Here is a 19,213-nt window from a genome sequence, read left to right on the forward strand (position 1 = left end):
GCCATTTTTAGGATTAGAACATGTCAACGACTGTTATTATTCTTGCTGCAGGTAAAGGAACGCGTATGCGTTCGACGTTACCCAAAGTGCTACAACCACTTGCAGGGCGTCCTTTACTCGGTCATGTGATTGAAACAGCAAAAAAAATCCACGCTGAAAACATCATTACGATCTATGGTCACGGTGGCGATCGGGTTCAATCAGCTTTTGCAGATCAAGACATTAAATGGGTTGAACAAGCAGAACAACTCGGTACTGGGCATGCGGTACAAATGACCCTGCCCGTTTTACCTCAAGATGGTATTTCCCTCATTCTCTCTGGTGATGTGCCTTGCATTAGCCAGAATACGCTACAAAAACTATTAGATGCATCGGGCCAAACTGGTATCGGCTTAGTCACACTCACTGTGGATGATGCAACAGGCTATGGTCGTATCGTCCGTGAGAATGGTCAGATTCAGGCGATTGTTGAACATAAAGATGCAACAGAGCAACAGCGCCAAATCAAAGAGTTTAATACTGGCATTTACTGTGTGAGCAATGCCAAATTACACGAATGGTTACCCAAACTCAGCAATAACAATGCGCAAGGCGAATATTACCTGACAGATATTGTGGCAATGGCATTGGCTGATGGTTCGACCGTTGCCTCAGTTGAGCCTGAACAAGCCTTCGAAGTTGAAGGGGTCAATGACCGTATTCAGCTGGCAGCTTTAGAACGCCAGTTCCAAGCAAATCTAGCCAAAAAACTCATGCAACAAGGTGTGCATTTAATTGATCCTAGTCGCTTTGATCTTCGTGGTAACTTAGTCGTTGGACAAGATGTGCGCATTGATATCAATGTCATCATTGAAGGCGAATGTGAATTCGGTGACCATGTAGAAATTGGCGCAGGCTGCATCATTAAAAATACCAAAATCGCGGCAGGCACCAAAGTTCAGCCTTATAGTATTTTTGATCAAGCTATTGTCGGTGAAGATGTGCAGATTGGACCTTTTGCCCGTTTACGCCCAGGTGCCAAACTCGCGGCTGAAGTGCATATTGGCAACTTTGTAGAAGTCAAAAACTCAACAGTCGGTGTCGGGTCTAAAGCCAACCACTTTACTTATTTGGGTGATGCTGAAGTGGGCAGTGGCTCTAATATTGGCGCAGGAACCATTACCTGCAACTATGATGGTGCAAACAAATTTAAAACCATCATTGGCGATCATGCCTTTATTGGTTCAAATAGTGCTTTGGTTGCCCCAGTCACCATTGGTAACGGCGCAACTGTCGGGGCTGGCTCAACCATCACCCGCGATGTCGAAGAAAATAGTTTAGCGGTAGAACGTTCTAAGCAGTTTACGAAAGAAAACTACCAACGTCCGCAAAAGATCAAGAAATAAGAGGAATTTGTTATGTGTGGTATCGTCGGTGGCGTTGCAGAACGTAATATTAGTAATATCCTCATCGAAGGCTTAAAGCGTCTAGAATATCGTGGTTACGACTCTGCGGGCTTAGCTCTCATTAACCAAGGCCATGTTCTACGTGAACGTCGTGTCGGTAAAGTAGCCAATCTGGGTGGTGCGGTTGAAGAATCACAGATTATCGGTTCATTAGGGATTGCACATACTCGCTGGGCAACCCATGGCAAACCAACTGAAAACAATGCACATCCGCATATTTCAGGCAACGTTGCTATCGTACACAATGGCATTATTGAAAACTATCAAGAACTAAAAGATGATCTTGAAGCACGGGGGTATGTATTTACCTCTCAGACCGATACCGAAGTGGTTGCCCACCTGATTCATGATGCATTGAAGTCAACGCCAAGTTTACTTGAAGCAGTCAAACAAGTCGTGCCACAGCTTAAAGGAGCTTATGCTCTCGGTATCGTACATACTGATTATCCAGATGAACTGATTACCGTGCGTGAAGGTTCACCTTTGGTCATTGGCGTAGGTATTGGTGAAAACTTTATCAGCTCAGACCAATTGGCGCTGCTTCCGATTACCAACCGATTTATTTATCTCGAAGAAGGTGATATTGCGCGTCTCACTCGTAATAGCATTGAAATCTTTGTTGATGGTCAATTGGTTCATCGCCCAGTAAAAGAGTTAGATGCGACCGTCAGCAATGCATCAAAAGGCGAATATAAACACTACATGCTCAAAGAAATTTATGAGCAACCTGAAGCGATTCAACAAACCATTTCACAAGCCTTAAATGGCAATGCCCTACGTGAAGATTTCCTTGCGAATGCTGTTGCAGATTTATCTCAAATTCAGCAAATCCAAATCATTGCCTGTGGTACCAGTTACCATGCGGGTATGATTGCAAAATATTGGTTTGAACAGCTCATTGATCTGCCTTGCCAAGTGGAAATCGCGAGTGAATTTCGCTATCGCACACCAGTGATTGTCAATAATACCCTATATGTCTGTATTTCTCAGTCCGGCGAAACAGCAGATACTTTAGCTGCCCTGCGCGATACTCAAAAGCGTGCTACAGCAAAAGGCTTAGACATCATTACGATGACCATTTGCAATGTCGCAACATCTTCCATGGTACGTGAAACCAACCATAGCTTATTAACTCTGGCAGGTCCTGAAATTGGTGTTGCATCCACCAAAGCATTTACCACGCAGCTTGCAGCGCTTATGTTATTGGTACTCAAAATAGGTACGATTAAAAATCGTATCTCTACACAACAGGTGGCTGAGATCACCGCTGGACTTTGGCACTTACCTAAAGTCATTTTAGATACTTTACGGAACGACGCTGAAATTCTCCGCCTCTCTGAACTATTTGTAGAGAAACAGCATTGCTTGTTCCTTGGTCGTGGGACTCACTTCCCTATTGCACTCGAAGGTGCATTGAAACTAAAAGAAATTTCTTATATTCATGCAGAAGGCTATGCAGCAGGCGAACTTAAACACGGTCCACTCGCTTTAGTTGATAATGAGATGCCAGTGGTCATTCTCGCACCGCAAGATGACATGCTCGATAAACTCAAATCCAATATGGAAGAAGTCCAAGCGCGGGGCGGGGAACTCTTTGTCTTTGCCGATGAAAACAGTGGCATCCAAGCCAAAGACCGCCAACATGTGGTCTATGTGCCAAGCATCAGCCCTGTATTAGCTCCAATTGTTTATAGCGTTCCCGTACAGCTCTTGTCCTATCATGTTGCCGTACTTCGAGGAACCGATGTCGATCAGCCTCGAAACTTAGCTAAATCCGTAACTGTTGAATAATAACGTTTAAAGGGCTGACTTCCAGCCCTTTCATTTTTAAATAGGGTAATAAAATGACTTTAACCTGCTTCAAAGCCTACGACATCCGTGGAAAGCTTGGCACAGAACTCAATGAAGATATTGCATATAAAATTGGTCGTGCTTATGGGCAAATTTATCAACCAAAAACAGTTGTGATTGGTGCCGATGTTCGTCTAACCAGTGAAAGCCTTAAACAAGCAACCATTCAGGGTTTAAATGATGCAGGCGTAAATGTTCTTGATCTGGGTATGACAGGTACAGAAGAAGTTTACTTTGGCGCATTCCATTTAGATGTCCAAGGTGGTATTGAAGTAACGGCCAGCCATAACCCTATGGATTACAATGGGATGAAACTGGTTCGCGAGAACTCACGACCAATTAGTGCGGATACAGGTTTAAAAGAGATTCAAGCGCTTGCTGAATCAGGCAACTTTATCGACGCTACTCAAAAGGGGCTTGTAGAAAAATACAATATCCTACCTGAATTTGTAGATCACCTCATGACCTACATTGACCCGACTAAGATTCGCCCAATGAAACTTGTCACCAATGCAGGTAATGGTGCAGCAGGGCATGTGATTGATGCGATAGAAGAAAAATTTAAAGCATTAAATATCCCAGTCGAGTTCATCAAGATCCACCATGAAGCTGATGGCAATTTCCCAAATGGAATCCCTAACCCTATTTTAATCGAAAACCGTGATAGTACCAGCCAAGCAGTACTTAAGCATGGTGCAGATATGGGGATTGCTTGGGATGGGGACTTTGACCGTTGTTTCTTGTTTGATGAAAAAGGCCAATTCATTGAAGGTTATTATATTGTTGGCCTCTTAGCACAAGCCTTTCTACTCAAACAAGCAGGTGAAAAGATTGTGCATGACCCTCGTTTAACCTGGAATACATTAGATATTGTTGAGAAACATCAAGGGATCGCCGTCCAATCTAAATCAGGCCATGCATTCATTAAAGATGTAATGCGTGAGCACAATGCTGTATATGGTGGTGAAATGAGTGCCCACCATTACTTCCGTGATTTTGCTTACTGTGATAGTGGAATGATTCCGTGGTTATTGGCTGTTTCTGTACTATCTGAAACAGGTCAATCTTTATCTTCATTGGTTGAGGATATGATTGCAAAATTCCCGTGCTCAGGTGAAATTAACTTCAAAGTTGCCGATACACAAATCACCATTCAAAAGATCTTTGATCATTTTGCTGACCAAAATCCAGTAATTGATCAAACTGATGGCGTGAGTTTAGATTTTGGTATTTGGCGCCTAAATGTACGGGCTTCAAATACTGAACCACTATTACGCTTAAACATTGAAAGTGATGCAAGTAAAAACCCTGAACCAATACAAGTCTATGTCGATCAGTTGACCCAACTTATCCAAGCTTAAGCAATATTTAGCCTCAAATAAAAAACCATTCAAACGATTTAACATCGTTTGAATGGTTCATGTATAGATACGTTTTTTAAGAAAGTCTTTTTAACTTAGTAAAATAAAGAGCGATCCAAAGGAATTTCAACCCCTAAAGACACGCCGCTATCTCCACCATACACGTCAGAGTCACTGACCCAACCACTTAATTTCAACGGCGTATTCGGACGAAGATAATGTGTCCACGTTAAATCCAGAGCTTTGATTTCATCTTTTTGTGGAAAAGCATGATTGATTTCAAGTCCTGACTGATTCACTTTTGCCAACAAGATGCGACCATTTAAACGATTCATTTTATCGAAACGAATATCCCCACCTAAACTATACATCTGACCATCACCGCCCATAGCGTGACCTAAAGGGAATCCATGTTGGTAGTAACCATCCGTATAATTATGATGATTATATGAATAACCCCAAACATCACCATTGGTACGTGTATCTGCCCATTCAGTATAAAGCTGGAACGGCATATTCTTCACTTGTGAGGAATAATCGAGTCCTGCCAAATACATTTTCCGAGATGGCAGTAAACCTGATTCATCTTCACCGACAAACTGCCCATACAAACTCAATGGAACTTTAAACCATTGTTGTAGATTTAAACGCGCATCTAGGCCTGCAATTTGGTTTGAGGCATTCCCCTCTCCAGTACACCCACTATCATCACATTCGTTATCTTTACCAATAAAAGCATTCCAATAGGCTTTGAAACTATCAGGTTGACCTTGACCATCTATTTGGAATGTACGTGATGCACCCAATTCAAGATAAGGTAAAGGTTGGGCTGTTAAACGCATTCCCAAGAGATTTGTATTTGGCACGGCCTCATAATCATCTAATCGGCCAGCAAAAACTTGATACTGCCAAGGGCCAATCCAAGACAGCCATTTCGTTTCAAATGCCTTTTGCTCAGCGCGTTGCATTGTAAAACCGTATACTGGACGACTTGCATCCCCTCGAATTAGACTACCATCATGTCCAGGCCCCCAATAGGTCGGAATCTGCCCTGCAATCAACCATTGATTCCACAACTTTCCAGCTAAATATGACCCTTCAACATTCACATCATGCCCATTATCAATAATAGGGTCTTTTTCAGCATTAATACGCAGTCTTGCATCCCATTGCGCCCCACCAGCATTGAACTCAACAGCCGCTTGGTATTGTGATTTTTGTTCATCTGCAAAATGTTGCGGTACATTTTGGGGATCAGATTCAGCATATAAACTGGCTTTGGCCGTTGTATTTTCCGCACTTAAAGCAGCTTGCACGGAGTCCAAGACTTGTTGCTGAACTTGATTATCAATCTTTGCATTAGATAAAGCACGTTGTATTTCATCACCACTTAAAGGCCATGTAGACGTGCTAATTTGAATCACACCTTGTTGATTTAACCAATTTAAATCAGTTCGTAAGTCTTCATTATTTAACACAATTCCTTGTGCAACTGCTGGCAAAGCAAGTGCAGATAAAACCGCAAGTGACAAAAATCTAATACTTTGATATCTCATAAATATTCTTCATCTAAGTTCATTTTTAAAAAACATCATAGCGATGTTTTTTAAAATAAGGGAATAAATACATGATTGTTTGCATAATCAATACATGATTCAATCATATTTTAAAGACTCATGAGATTTTTTATTCAACACATCTAACTTCGATCAACTAAAGCCATGATAAAAATAAAAAAATCACTCATAATATTCTTTTAATCATTAAATTTTTGTCTAAAAATAAAACGAATAACTTGAGGAAAGAAACAAATTTTAGGCAGTCTGAATCCTATTTACCTAGTAAAATATCCAACAGCCCTCGCGTTGAACTATCGAATTCAGAGTAATCTTTTTCTGTACCTGTTAAAATCGGAAGTACTTGATTTGCAATTTGTTTTCCTTTCTCAACACCCCATTGGTCAAAAGCATTGATATTCCAAAGTACAGATTGCACAAACACTTTATGCTCATACAATGCCACAAGCATTCCCAGTGTATAAGGGCTCAGTTCTTTAAGTAAAATTGTTGTACTTGGTTGATTACCATCATATTTTTGATAATTTTCTAAACCTAAAACCTCTTCAGCGTCTAATGCTTGATTACCAAAGGCCAATAGTCGAGACTGAGCCAAACAATTCGACAGTGCTAAATGATGCTGATCAATTAATGCATTGGCATTTTTAACATAGGTAAATTGGTTCGCTGCATAACGATTAACGGGTGCTATAAACTCACAACTCACTTTATGCGCACCTTGGTGTAACAGCTGATAAAAAGCATGCTGTGCATTCGGACCAACTTCCCCCCAGACAATTGGGCAAGTGTTTAGCTCAACTTTCTTTCCGTTACGCTGAATAGATTTACCATTCGATTCCATTTCAAGCTGTTGTAGATATGCAGAAAAATACTTTAAACGACCATCATAAGGTAAAATAGCCTGCGTCTGAATTCCCAAAAAGTTATGATTCCAGATCCCTAAAATACCCATAAGAACAGGAATATTTTGCTGTAAAGGTGCGTTTTGAAAATGCTCATCAATTGCATAGGCCCCTGCAAGTAATCGCTTAAACCCTTGCACACCAATATTTAATGCAATCGGCAAACCAATACAAGACCATAAAGAGTAACGGCCACCCACCCAGTCCCAGAGTAAAAACTGATTATGACTTGCTATACCCCATTCTGTCATTTTCTCAGGCTTAGTCGATACCCCAATAAAATGATGCTGATTTACTGCTTCAGATTGCCCCAATTGCTTTTCGAGCCATTGGCGTGCTGTTTGCGCATTGTATAATGTATCAATCGTTCCAAAGGACTTGGATGAAATAATAAACAATGTCGTTTCTGGACGTAACTGATGCAACAGATCTGAAAGTTGAGTGCCATCCATCGTTGACACGAAATGCACCTTCAGAGGCTTAATCGTATTAACTTTAAAATCAGACAAAGCATGACTCACCATCAATGGGCCTAAATCAGACCCACCCACACCAATATTGACCACATCTTGTATAACTTCACCTGTTGCACCACGGTACTGACCCGCATGAATTTTCTCAACCAATGCATACATTCGCTCTAATTGCTCATGTACTTTGCCTGCTAATTTAGGATGCTGTTCATCATGCTTCGGTAAACGAAGCGCCCAATGCATAGCTGCACGCTGTTCTGTATAGTTAATTTCTTCTTCTGAAAATAAACGTTTCGTCCACGTAGAAAGATCACGAACTTGTGCAAAGTCAATCAATGCGCTTATTACAGACTCATCAACACGATGTTTGCTGTAATCAAAAGTAATTTCGTCATACTGAACAGAAAAATGCTTAAATCTTTGATTATCTTCGGCAAAAAACTCGTTTAAATGCTTTTGACCTACGGTCAAACTTAAATCTTGTAAATGCTCAAGTGTTGTTGGTAATGTTTTTTTAGGAAAAATAGTTAAATTTATCATTATCTTCCTACTCCCATATATGCAAAACCCTGACTTTTAACATAATCAGGTTGATAAATATTACGTCCATCCAAAATTAAAGGATGAGCTAACTTAAGTTTTAATTGCGTATAATCAAGTGACCAATATTGCTTCCATGCAGTCAGAACACATAAACCATGTGCTTGATTCACCGCGTCATACTGATCTTCACATAAAATTAAATTATCACGTTCACCATAAATTGTGTGTATTTCTTCTAAGGCTTGTGGATCATGCAAACGAACAGTCACACCTTGCGCCCACAGTGCGGCAAGCATCGGATGAATAGGTGAGAAACTGGTACTTGAGGTATGTTGCTTAAATGCAGCCCCCCAAATCGCAATCGTTTTTCCAGCTAAATTTCCATGAAAATAATTCCACAACTTGCGAAAAAGAAACTCTTTTTGTTGCTCATTGATATCCCAAACCTGTCCCAATAGCTGACTTTTTGTTCCAGTATTACTAATAGTATTTGATAGAGTCAAAATATCATGTGAAAAGTTTTCACCACCAAAACCTGCACCTGAATATAAATACGATTCACCTATCCGACTGTCTGCTGCCATTCCATCTCGAACATGGGCAATATCAATACCCAACTTTTCAGCAACATCTGCCAAATCATTCATATAACTGATACGAGTCGCCAACATGCCTGAAATACTGAGTTTGGTAAATTCAGCATCTAAAACAGGCATAAATAAATATTGTTGCTGGCGTGGGAATAAAGGTCGCAACATTTCCTCTAAGTCACCCTGTGCTTGTTGGTCAGCACAGCCAATAATCACTTTAGAGGCACTCGTCACACTTTTAAAAGCTTGACCTTCCTGAATAATATCCGGGAAATAAACCCAATGATCTTTTGTTAATACGGCTTTTAATTTTTCAGTACCATTAAGACCAAAAGTAGAGGCATTAATCATCAATTTAGGATGAATAATCGTGCGCATTTTTAATTTCTGTACAACATCAAGTGCCTCAGCCTCTTGAGTTGGATTGAAACTAAAAAAATACGCATCAATATCCAAGGGAAGAGCCGCAAAATTACAATAACTTAGAAAACCACTTTGATGTTGTTTTTCTAAAGCACGAACAACATCTTGATCTCTAAGATTGAATAGCGCTGTATGGTCTTGTAAATCATTACAAATAAAGACCTGATGTCCACTCTCTGCAAGTAATGATGAGATAACACCCGCATACAGCGTTGTACCAAACATTGCGATTTTCATGGCTCATCCCTCTTTTTTTTATAACTCTAACTCTTTAATCAGTGCTTTAAACTCATCACCTAACTTGGGATGGTCAACACCATAATGTAAAACTGCTTTCAAATAGCCAATTTTGCTACCACAGTCGAACGTTCGTCCTTTCATGCGATATGCTTCAACAGGCTTTGATTGCTGTAGCATTGCAATCGCATCTGTCAGTTGAATTTCATTCCCAGCACCTTTCGGTGTTTGTTCTAATAAAGTCATAATCTGTGCAGGCAATACATAACGCCCAACAACTGACAAATTAGAAGGAGCCGTACCTATTGCAGGTTTCTCTACAATTCCTTGCATGACATAACTTTCGCCTTCAGCAGGAATTTCAGCAACATCGACAATGCCATATTGATCAACCAAACTATCAGGGACAGCTTCAACCATAATTTGGGCTGCGTTTGACTTAGTATAACGCTCAATCATTAAGCTTAAATCGTTACGCGTATCACTATCTTTAACCAAGACATCAGGCAGGAGCACAGCAAAATCATCATCACCAACAATAGATTTAGCACAAAGAACAGCATGGCCAAGCCCTAAAGGTTGTGGTTGGCGTACACTAACAACACTTACACTTGCAGGTAAAATCTCAGTAATTTCTTTAAGTAAATCAAACTTCTTTTTTTGTTCTAATGTCGTTTCTAATTCAAAGTTACGATCAAAGTAGTTTTCTATAGATGCTTTCGATGAATGTGTGACTAAAATGATTTGCTCGATCCCAGCAGCTACTGCTTCTTTGATGACATACTCAATTGCTGGGCGGTCTACCACAGTAACCATTTCTTTAGGAATCGCTTTACTTGCAGGCAAGAATCGGGTACCTAGTCCAGCCACAGGAAGAATCGCTTTTTTAATCATAAAACACACTTTTGCATCAAAAAATTATTTATTAACACTACACTATTTTTTATTTCAAAATGTTTAAAAATAGTGCAAATAACCCAAAGTTTGTATAAACGTATCAAATATTGAAAACACAAATATTTAATATGCAGCTTTATTAATGAAACCCTTAAACACCGTTAAAAATATAATTTTAATATCCAATAGAAGACTCCAAGTTCGGATGTATTCCAAGTCACATTCAACACGCTTTTCCATCTTATCCAGAGTATCTGTTTCTCCACGCCACCCACGAATCTGTGCTAAGCCCGTAATACCAGGCTTCACTTTATGTCTAAGCATATAGCCCGTGATTAGTTTGCGATATTCTTCATTGTGCGCTGCTGCATGTGGACGCGGACCTACAACAGACATACTGCCTAATAAAACGTTAAAAAATTGCGGTAGTTCATCTAAAGATGTCCGTCTTAAAAAGCCACCTATTGGGGTTAACCGGGGGTCATTTTTAATGGCCTGAGTCACTTTTGTTCCATTTTCCATGACATTCATACTTCTAAATTTGTAAACTAAGATCGGCTTTCCATTTAAACCATAACGCGTCTGCTTAAAGAAAACTGGACCTTTAGATGTCAATTTAATAGCAATTGAAATACCAATTAAAATTGGAGAAATCAACAATAAAATAACCAGTGCAAAACAAATATCTTCAATGCGCTTCAGTAAAGTATTAATACCTGTTAAACGAGTATCTATAATTGGAATGATCGGCGTACCATTAATATCTTCAACACGCGAGTATAAAAAGTCATGCGAGAACAACTCAGGAATAATGACTGTTGAACATGTAGTATCTGCTAAAGACTTAATAACTTGATCAGCTTGTTCAATATTATCTTGATTGATCACCACATAAACCTTATTAATTTTTTGTTTGTGAACAATCTCCATCGCCTCATCAAGTCCGCCAGAATAAACAAAACGGTCATAGTCCTGTCTAAATGAAAACACACCTATTGGGTTAAAACCTGTCCACTCTGAGTGCTTTAAGTCTTGAAAAAGCTTCAACGCTTTGTCTGTATTACCCAATATCAGGACATCATTTGCGCGAATAAAATATTTAAAAAATAATGCATATGCCAATCGAATAAAAACGCGCAGCGCAGACATAATAAAAACGACACAAATAAAGTAAGATATAACAATCTGTAGATTTATTTTCCCTAAAAGAAAAAGAACTGGGCTCACCAAAACAACACTTAATAGAATATTTTTAAGACAAAAAATTAATTCATTAAATAGGCTAACGCCACGCCATGAGCGATAAAAATCAGTCAAGCCACCAATGAGCTGAAATAAACTAACCACACTTAAAAACATTAAAAGCGTTCTATTATCTACAGGAATATTATTTATTTTAGAAATAAAATAAAAGCCCAAATAAATTGCTACAACATCACAAAAACGTTGTAATATTGACACATATGATGCGTGTAACCTTGAAGCCATTTTTTGCCTATAATATTGTTGCGCAGGCTTAATGAAAGATAAACCTATCTACTCTTTAAGAATAGTTAGGTTAAAATAACCCACAGATAAAACTATTCTGACCTTATTTTATTTAGAAGTAATACTAATAATTCAATTTTCACCTATAATAAATTGTATTAAAAATATCAATTAATCGTTCAAACTAATTTAAACCAAGCTCTTGGAATATAATTTATTTTAAAATAAAAAATTATTTATACATTTCCTCTGCTTAGCTTTTATTTTCGGTTTCAGTCATTATGGGCTAACGTCTTCTCAAGTAAACATTAGACTCGACAACTCTTTCGGTTGATTACTATCAGAAACCCACCAAAAGAACTAAAGTTAGCCCTATCGACTCATAAGTCAACAAGCTTATCAAAACTTGCGTCCTGTGCTGTATTTTATACCAAAAACTCTTTTGGACAAAGACTTAGTCAAAGACGAGTAAACATCATTCCCCATAACATTACAAAAATTTAACAGTTTTTGGTTTTCACTAGTATGTGCAAGATACAGTCAAAACCATAATTCATACATTTCATCAATTTTAAAAAAGTAAAGTTACAAGAGTAGGACAGCAACGACTATGGCTATTGGTCATTATGGAAGGTACAATGGAAGAAGAATGCAATCACAAACAGTTGCAGAGATTAACACATAATGTATATTACCTCAGAAAAGGTCTGCTGTAGTTTAAACAAGTACACCCCATGATTAACCAATAAAAAGCCATCGAGTGCCATGAAAGTTTTTGCATCTATAGTAATTTATAAACATTCTTATGAAGAATTAAAACCCACATTAGACTCTCTATTAAACACAAATTCTATACAAAAAATAATTCTAGTTGATAATGACGCAAGCAATTGGGCTGGTAGTTTTTCTCATGAAAAAATAGTTTATATCAAAACTGCGGGTAATTTTGGTTTTGGTTATGGTCATAATATTGCAATACAACAATATGCAACAGAAAGTGATTTTTTCTTGATTTGTAACCCAGATATCGAGTTTGAATCTCAACAATTTGAGAAGTTGCTAGATTTTGCATCTCAAAATGATGCTGGTATGTACTTACCGCGTATCTTTAAAGGCGATGGCGTAGATCAACATGGAGCACGCCTACTCCCTACACCTATGAATTTATTTGCTCGTCGTTTCTCTCCAGCTCTTGCAGAAAAACTTGATCAACAATATCTACTCAAGACATATTCTATAGAAAAACCAATATTTGCCCCAAATCTCATTGGATGCTTTATGTTATTTTCCAGTGAGAAATTACTAGCGCTTGGTGGTTTTGACGAACGCTTCTTTATGTATATGGAAGATGTCGATCTTTCTAGACGATGTGCAGAAAAATTTGGGACGATTTACTGCCCTTCTATTCATGTTACACACTTCCATGAACAAGGCTCGCATAAGAACAAAACTTTATTAAAAGCCCATCTAAAAAGTGCTTATCAATATTTTAATAAATGGGGGTGGTTTTTTGATACAGGGCGAAACAAAATGAATCAGACATGCTTACAGCAGTTTGATTAACCCACAACCTTATCAATTAAAATAAAGCATTGATCCATATTTAATCAATGCTTTATTTCTTCAAGAATATATTATTTATTTTGCGTATAGTCCTGAACAAAGTTATCAAGCCCTGCTGCTTGATATTTTTCTACATCACGCTCTAATTGATCAAACTGTTTTGAATAAAACGAACCCGATGCATGAAAACATTTTTGGTCTTTAATAATGCCCGATTTTTTACCAAAAAGCTTAAATAAGTGTTGCAAGGCTCCATCTTCGCCAGACTTCATAGTCAAAGGCATCATGTTAAACAACCAAGAAATTTTCTTAAAATCCTTGGCCCTAAATCCAGCACACCAGCCACCTGTCGGTCCACTCTCTACAGTCAAACCATTGACGGTGACATCGGTATAATGATGTGACTCAGGTTTAGAACCATTTGTATGTTCATTTTGAATAACGTCGAGCGCTAAAAATCCAAAATTCTTAAAATTGTCAAAGTATTTTATAAAAACTTGATCAACGGCAGTAGGATATGCCAAAACATCATCATCAACCTCAATGACAATATCTCCCGTCGCCATTTTGAATAACTTTTTATAAGCAAGTAAACGTAAATTTTTGTCAGAAATATAATATTTAATATCAATCTGAGATGAAAATTCTGAAACAAGGTCTTTCAACAAGGCTTCAGTATCATCATTTGAAGCATTATCAAAAATAATGATCTCACAATCATTTTTATTCTGAATAGATTCAATAAGTTTTGGAACGCAAATTTTTAACATATTTGCACGTTTCCAAGTTAATATTACAAAAGAAACTTTTTTAGACATTTCATAATTCCAAAAATTATTTTACCCAGTATAAAATACCATCACGAATAGCTCTAAAATATGATTTTATATAGCTCATTTTTTGCTTTTCAAATGTGACAAGTATGGCTTGATGAATAAAGTTAAATAACATTTCCCGTAGCACTAACAAAGTTGGTACGTGGCTTTCTTTTGCCATGTAAAATGCATTTCTAACACGATAGTAACGTCTAAAAGGCGAGTGCACAGGCACATTAAAATATTTAAACTTTAATATATTATCACCAATAGCATGCTTCATAACTGCTTTAGATGAAACGTAGTTTTTGTAACCCATAGCTTCTGCACGAATACACCATTCAGTATCTACATAATCAATAAAATAGTTTTCTCTCATATTGCCTACGACTTTCAATGTATCAATAGCAATTAGAGAGCCAGAAGATATCAGTAAACTAGAATGTAATGGTTCCGTTATATTGGATGTATCCATTTTATCTCGAAAGCCATGTTTCGACATATTTACTGTTTTATAATAAAATCCAAAACGTTCATCTATAAATCTTGGTCCAATTGCACCAACTTTTATACCTTGATTCTGCAAGCTTATATAATCATCTAAAAGATCATTTAAGTAGTTATCTGGAATAGTGCTATCCTGATCAAAAAACAAGACATATTCTACTTGGTCTGCTAGCGCATGCTCAATTCCTTCATTCTGCGCTTTTGCTATTCCAGTGTTTTCTTTAAGTTTAATTAGTTTTAATCTTTCATCTTGAATTCCAACATCTACATTGAATGAAGATGCATTATCAACGACATATACTGAAATATTTTTATAAATCAGCAGTTGATTAACAAGATTTTTTAGGTTTTCAATTTCAGGATTAAAAGATATAACGACCACACCAACATTAGTAGTTTTTTTCATATAAATAGTCCTAAAAATAAATCAAAATCAAACATTGGATCTGACCCAAAGAAAAATATATTTAAGTAGAAGGGTATTAAAATAAGTGCAGTTATTACCTTGTATGCACGCAAAAAGGAAACATTTGAAAAACATGCTAAAGCAAAAATTGTATTGAATAATAACAAATCGGAGAATCGAATTGCCACACTTGGGTAATAAATCCCAATATATATACAAAATACAAAAAGCATAAAATTTAAAATAACTAAATTATATGTGTCTTTAAAGAAAATTTCCGTTGACTTATTTTTAATCAAAATATAAAGCAAAATTGAATTAGTTAAAAATATATAGAAATTTTTAAATGAAAAAATATTATATGACTCACCCCAACTGGAAGAACTATATACATCATAATCAGTCAGGCCAATTACAAAACCGCAGACATATATATAAACTAAAGAAACAACTAAAGCCAACCACTTATACTTATATAAGAAATTTATTATTAAATAAAAACCTATTAAAACAAACATACTATTATGAAACAGTAAAGATAATATCAAGAGCAAATATTTATTTCTTTCAGATTTCACACAAAAGATTGCATACATAAATATGCCAATTGCAACACTCATCCTAATCTGTGTTACTTCCCATAAAGGAAAAAAGCAGGTCATATACATTATAATAACAAAAATAAATGTTAAAATACTCTTACGATAAAATACATCAACAAATAGTTTATACTTAATAACCAAGCTAACAAAACAGTAAAAAAACAGAAGGTAGGAAAACGCAAGACCAAAGTATTTACAAACTTGAGTAACTATATAATATGTAATTTCCTTGCTTTCATTTGTATTAAATGCATTAAAATAAACATAATAATCATTATCAAGATTATCTGGTTTATTTGCAACACATAACGAAATATAAAATAAAATCAATAATATAAAGAAAAAAACAAAACTAGTTTTTTTAATCAAAATAGAGTTCATCCTAATCCTCCTGCTTGCTCTTTAATACCAACACCCAGCAAACTCTCTGGATTATATTTCTTTAGCCGAATATCTTTTTCTACGACTGACCTAGTTTCAGATGTGAACTTAATCAGCCTAGGTATAAATACGCTTATCTTATTAGCACTTAATAATTTTTTGGCAATAAAAAATCCATTCGAATATAAAACATAATTATAGTAATGCCCTTGAGACCCTGAATTCAAAGTGACTACATTATAATTTTTCCTTTTTCGAATAATTGCTGCCGCTATATAGCACATCAAATAATCTGTATTTGGTATGTTTTGTATAACATCTCGATCTTGAGCATAATTTTTATAATATTGAGTAGGATTACTGTCAAAAATACATTTTTGAAACTCAGCAAACCAATCATTAATAAATTCATTATCTTTTGTTGTTGCTATAAACCAATTCTCAACAATTGGGTTTGTATAATCAGTTGTACAATGGTCTGAATAAAAAACAAAAGTCGAGTTATTTGAGATCTTTTCTAAAACCCAATTTAAGTTTTCTGTTAAAAAAATACTAGCATCCATCCATATGCCTCCATATTTTTTCAACAGTGCAAGTCGAATATAATCCGCTTTGACAGCGATAGGAAGTTCCTCATTAAATACTGGTAATTCAATATACGCTGAAATAGTCTGATTATTTAAAACCCTAACATCAAAGTCATTACATACTGTTTTAGTGTTTGATATACATAAATCGACTAAAGCATTTCCTTTATTTCCATCCCAATACATCCAGATAATTTTTGGGACAATGTTCTCTTTAGTTTGTTCGGGCGTTGTCATGCTAATTGGGAAAATCCATTTTTCCTCAATTTTAGGCATACCAAAAATGAAGCGGATTAAAGCTTTAAGAAAGAAAAAAATATCTTTAATTAGTTTTATGAACATACGACTATAATTTAACCAACTTGCTAATATGGCGCCCAATGGTATATATCACTGGAAAAAGTACTTTTCGATCTGTAAAAGCATGATATTTAATCATTTCTTTAAAAAATGCATTTACTCCATAGAATGTAAAGCAGTGTACTAGGTAATCAACTTTAAGCTTTACTAAGCTTAATTTTACAATATCAGCTTTACTGTTATCGTACTTTTCCAAAAACAAAATAGCTTTTTTGTAGCCATCAATTAGTTTCTGATTTGCCTTCGCAACTGAACTTGTCGTTCTTTGTCTATAGTGCACCAATGATTTGTTAATGTGGTATATAGTAATATCTTCAAGATATATCTTCGAAAAGACTTGTACATCTTCAAGCAGGATGTTTTCAGGAAAAAGATTCTTTTGCATGATTTCTGCTTTAACAATCCGACTCCAAGATTGCCATGAGCACTCTTCAAATACTTTTTTAAAAAAATATGATCATTCTTAAACAAGCCTTCTGGTAATTGATCCCCTAATATTCCTAGTTGTTTATTGCTAACATCTTCAAAATGAATCGCTGAGAAACTAAATAAATCTACGTTTGGCTGTTGTTCAATATGAGTCAAAATTGTTTCAAAGTAATTATCTGCAATATAGTCATCGGAATCAAGAAAGCCTATATATCTTCCCTTCGCAATTTTGATTGCATTATTCCTTGCGACACTCTGTCCTTGATTTGATTGATTAAGTATGACGAACTGTTTTTGCTGATTTTCAGAAAGGCCTCTAAGAACCTGCTCGACTATGCACATCGAATCATCAGGAGAGCCGTCATTTATAATAATAACTTCAACATCACTTGGGAGCTGTCTTACTATGCTTAAAAGACACTCCTCTATGTAATCTTGTACCTTATAAACAGGTACAATTAAACTCAACTTCACTATGCACCTGCTTTCTTATAGGTTGAACTGAGGAAAATTCGTCTATGGGTATCAAAAATGATATTGTTTTTAAAGAAATAATTAAAAACAGTAGTCGAAAGAATTTCAGTAACAAGTATGGCAAATACGGCGCCATATACTCCGTATGCTTGAATGATTAAAAATGCCAGCACAATATTAAATACAACCAAAACGTTTGTTTTCTTTTGTAGATATGAATAAGCATTGAATTTTAATAAGTACTTTTCAGCAACTGTTGATAAACCAGAAAATAAACAAACAACGACCATCCACAAGATGATCTGTGCCGCCTGTTGAAACTGTTCGCCATACAATACTTTGATAATCCACTGCCCAAAGAGCAAGAAAAAGACAAATGCACCTATGCTAATAAATATGACCAATGCATTTAATCGAGCAACTTTCTTTTGAGACTCTTCCAATGACTTTTCTTGATAAATATCTGTCATAAAAGAAGAGATTAGAGCAACCAGTACAAAATAAAAACTTGTTCCCAGTGTGGCCGCTACAGTGTAAATACCTAAATCGTAAGCCGACTTTAAACCTAAAAATATTTGCGAGGTTTTAGTAAAAATTGCTACCGATAAACTATAAAAAACTAGTTTAGATCCCACATGCATCATATAAGATCTGTATCTTTTATCTTTAGAGTCGAGCAAAACATTCTTTTGTTTTACTCGCTTATAAAATATTACTCTTCGGAGAAGAAAAGGAATAAGCGCAACAGCAATAATTGGTATTACCAAATATTCTACATTTAATTCTAGTACCGCGATGATATAGCGCAAAATCAAAGATATGATAATACCGATGACGTTACAAAATGCATTTATTTTTGACTCTAAGACAGCATTGAAATATATATTAAAAACATCATGTAATGAAAAGAATACCGCAATACAAGACGCAACTGAAAAAATAAAAGTAAGTAAATCAACAGAAAAATATAAGTATGTTAGTAATATCGAGCTACTTATTAAGAATAATATATTCCGTATAATCCTTGTGGCTGCAATAATTTTAATCCCCATTTTGGGATCTTTACTTGTTTTTTGGAAAATAACACTTTCAGAGCCAAAAAGAGAAATTGTTTGGACAATTGCAAACAAAGATCCAGCAAATGTAAGCTTCCCAAAATTTTCAGGACCTATATATTTAGCAACAAATGATGTCACAAAGATTAGCCCAAAGATTGAGATAATTTTTTCAGATATCATCCAAAGCGAATTAGAAAAAAGCCGGCCTTTTAATAAAGAAAATAGTTTCATGGTTTATAATTTT

At 36.1% G+C, this 19,213-nt stretch carries 15 protein-coding genes; 4 read left to right on the top strand and 11 right to left on the bottom strand.

Annotation, left to right across the window (positions count from 1 at the left end; genetic code table 11):
* Positions 1–20: 20 nt before the first annotated feature.
* Genes glmU through ACZ8ZH_RS17385 form a run of 3 tightly spaced genes read left to right on the top strand, consistent with a single transcriptional unit; the run spans position 21 to position 4,657 of the window.
* Positions 21–1,385 carry a bifunctional UDP-N-acetylglucosamine diphosphorylase/glucosamine-1-phosphate N-acetyltransferase GlmU gene (gene glmU, locus ACZ8ZH_RS17375; protein ID WP_119064472.1) on the top strand — a complete coding sequence of 455 codons (1,365 nt, stop codon included), beginning with the start codon at positions 21–23 and terminating at the stop codon, positions 1,383–1,385.
* 12 nt (positions 1,386–1,397) lie between these two features.
* Positions 1,398–3,236 carry a glutamine--fructose-6-phosphate transaminase (isomerizing) gene (gene glmS / locus ACZ8ZH_RS17380; RefSeq protein WP_086210693.1) on the top strand — a complete coding sequence of 613 codons (1,839 nt, stop codon included), beginning with the start codon at positions 1,398–1,400 and terminating at the stop codon, positions 3,234–3,236.
* A gap of 53 nt (positions 3,237–3,289) precedes the next feature.
* Positions 3,290–4,657, top strand: coding sequence for a phosphohexomutase domain-containing protein (locus tag ACZ8ZH_RS17385; RefSeq protein ID WP_086210694.1), 1,368 nt, complete (start codon positions 3,290–3,292; stop codon positions 4,655–4,657).
* 95 nt (positions 4,658–4,752) lie between these two features.
* Here ACZ8ZH_RS17385 and ACZ8ZH_RS17390 read toward each other — a convergent pair whose 3' ends face one another.
* The 5 genes from ACZ8ZH_RS17390 to ACZ8ZH_RS17410 form a co-directional block, all read right to left on the bottom strand.
* A complete protein-coding gene (locus ACZ8ZH_RS17390) occupies positions 4,753–6,219 on the bottom strand; it encodes a capsule assembly Wzi family protein (protein ID WP_171264503.1) in 1,467 nt (488 codons plus the stop codon).
* A 268-nt stretch (positions 6,220–6,487) separates the two neighbouring features.
* Positions 6,488–8,149, bottom strand: a complete 1,662-nt coding sequence (pgi, locus tag ACZ8ZH_RS17395; protein WP_042891518.1) for a glucose-6-phosphate isomerase — start codon at positions 8,147–8,149, stop codon at positions 6,488–6,490.
* The gene (locus ACZ8ZH_RS17400; protein ID WP_042891516.1) at positions 8,149–9,402 is read right to left on the bottom strand and encodes a UDP binding domain-containing protein; all 1,254 of its coding nucleotides are present in this window, start codon (positions 9,400–9,402) and stop codon (positions 8,149–8,151) included. Before ACZ8ZH_RS17400 ends, pgi begins: the two co-directional genes overlap by 1 nt.
* A gap of 18 nt (positions 9,403–9,420) precedes the next feature.
* Complete coding sequence (galU, locus tag ACZ8ZH_RS17405) at positions 9,421–10,296, bottom strand: UTP--glucose-1-phosphate uridylyltransferase GalU (protein WP_042891514.1); 876 nt, start codon at positions 10,294–10,296, stop codon at positions 9,421–9,423.
* 126 nt (positions 10,297–10,422) lie between these two features.
* Entirely contained in the window at positions 10,423–11,787 is a 1,365-nt protein-coding gene (locus ACZ8ZH_RS17410) for an undecaprenyl-phosphate glucose phosphotransferase (RefSeq protein WP_042891512.1), read from the bottom strand.
* A 765-nt stretch (positions 11,788–12,552) separates the two neighbouring features.
* Between ACZ8ZH_RS17410 and ACZ8ZH_RS17415 the strand changes: the two genes are divergently transcribed.
* Entirely contained in the window at positions 12,553–13,350 is a 798-nt protein-coding gene (locus ACZ8ZH_RS17415) for a glycosyltransferase family 2 protein (protein WP_042891510.1), read from the top strand.
* Positions 13,351–13,421: 71 nt separating this feature from the next.
* Here ACZ8ZH_RS17415 and ACZ8ZH_RS17420 read toward each other — a convergent pair whose 3' ends face one another.
* From ACZ8ZH_RS17420 to ACZ8ZH_RS17445, 6 genes are all read right to left on the bottom strand, one after another.
* The gene (locus ACZ8ZH_RS17420) at positions 13,422–14,168 is read right to left on the bottom strand and encodes a glycosyltransferase family 2 protein (protein ID WP_119064474.1); all 747 of its coding nucleotides are present in this window, start codon (positions 14,166–14,168) and stop codon (positions 13,422–13,424) included.
* Between the two features lie 16 nt (positions 14,169–14,184).
* Positions 14,185–15,078, bottom strand: a complete 894-nt coding sequence (locus ACZ8ZH_RS17425) for a glycosyltransferase family 2 protein (protein ID WP_119064476.1) — start codon at positions 15,076–15,078, stop codon at positions 14,185–14,187.
* Complete coding sequence (locus ACZ8ZH_RS17430; protein ID WP_119064478.1) at positions 15,075–16,061, bottom strand: EpsG family protein; 987 nt, start codon at positions 16,059–16,061, stop codon at positions 15,075–15,077. Before ACZ8ZH_RS17430 ends, ACZ8ZH_RS17425 begins: the two co-directional genes overlap by 4 nt.
* Positions 16,058–17,029 carry a glycosyltransferase family 32 protein gene (locus ACZ8ZH_RS17435; RefSeq protein WP_162900299.1) on the bottom strand — a complete coding sequence of 324 codons (972 nt, stop codon included), beginning with the start codon at positions 17,027–17,029 and terminating at the stop codon, positions 16,058–16,060. The genes ACZ8ZH_RS17430 and ACZ8ZH_RS17435 overlap by 4 nt, the downstream gene beginning before the upstream one ends.
* 204 nt (positions 17,030–17,233) lie before the next feature.
* On the bottom strand, positions 17,234–17,905 hold the full coding sequence (locus ACZ8ZH_RS17440; RefSeq protein ID WP_470247791.1) for a glycosyltransferase family A protein: 672 nt from the start codon (positions 17,903–17,905) through the stop codon (positions 17,234–17,236).
* 5 nt (positions 17,906–17,910) lie between these two features.
* Positions 17,911–19,200: an oligosaccharide flippase family protein gene (locus ACZ8ZH_RS17445; protein WP_228199448.1), complete on the bottom strand. Its 1,290-nt coding sequence runs from the start codon at positions 19,198–19,200 to the stop codon at positions 17,911–17,913.
* Positions 19,201–19,213 lie beyond the last annotated feature (13 nt).

The organism is Acinetobacter sp. SW-226, from assembly GCF_055632855.1.

What these genes read in the sequence shown, in the direction of transcription:
- glmU (WP_119064472.1), top strand. Translation starts at nt 21, where the DNA reads ATGTCAACGACTGTTATTATTCTTGCTGCAGGTAAAGGAACGCGTATG.
- glmS (WP_086210693.1), top strand. Translation starts at nt 1,398, where the DNA reads ATGTGTGGTATCGTCGGTGGCGTTGCAGAACGTAATATTAGTAATATC.
- ACZ8ZH_RS17385 (WP_086210694.1), top strand. Translation starts at nt 3,290, where the DNA reads ATGACTTTAACCTGCTTCAAAGCCTACGACATCCGTGGAAAGCTTGGC.
- pgi (WP_042891518.1), bottom strand. Translation starts at nt 8,149, where the DNA reads ATGATAAATTTAACTATTTTTCCTAAAAAAACATTACCAACAACACTT.
- ACZ8ZH_RS17400 (WP_042891516.1), bottom strand. Translation starts at nt 9,402, where the DNA reads ATGAAAATCGCAATGTTTGGTACAACGCTGTATGCGGGTGTTATCTCA.
- galU (WP_042891514.1), bottom strand. Translation starts at nt 10,296, where the DNA reads ATGATTAAAAAAGCGATTCTTCCTGTGGCTGGACTAGGTACCCGATTC.
- ACZ8ZH_RS17410 (WP_042891512.1), bottom strand. Translation starts at nt 11,787, where the DNA reads ATGGCTTCAAGGTTACACGCATCATATGTGTCAATATTACAACGTTTT.
- ACZ8ZH_RS17415 (WP_042891510.1), top strand. Translation starts at nt 12,553, where the DNA reads ATGAAAGTTTTTGCATCTATAGTAATTTATAAACATTCTTATGAAGAA.
- ACZ8ZH_RS17420 (WP_119064474.1), bottom strand. Translation starts at nt 14,168, where the DNA reads ATGTCTAAAAAAGTTTCTTTTGTAATATTAACTTGGAAACGTGCAAAT.
- ACZ8ZH_RS17425 (WP_119064476.1), bottom strand. Translation starts at nt 15,078, where the DNA reads ATGAAAAAAACTACTAATGTTGGTGTGGTCGTTATATCTTTTAATCCT.
- ACZ8ZH_RS17430 (WP_119064478.1), bottom strand. Translation starts at nt 16,061, where the DNA reads ATGAACTCTATTTTGATTAAAAAAACTAGTTTTGTTTTTTTCTTTATA.
- ACZ8ZH_RS17445 (WP_228199448.1), bottom strand. Translation starts at nt 19,200, where the DNA reads ATGAAACTATTTTCTTTATTAAAAGGCCGGCTTTTTTCTAATTCGCTT.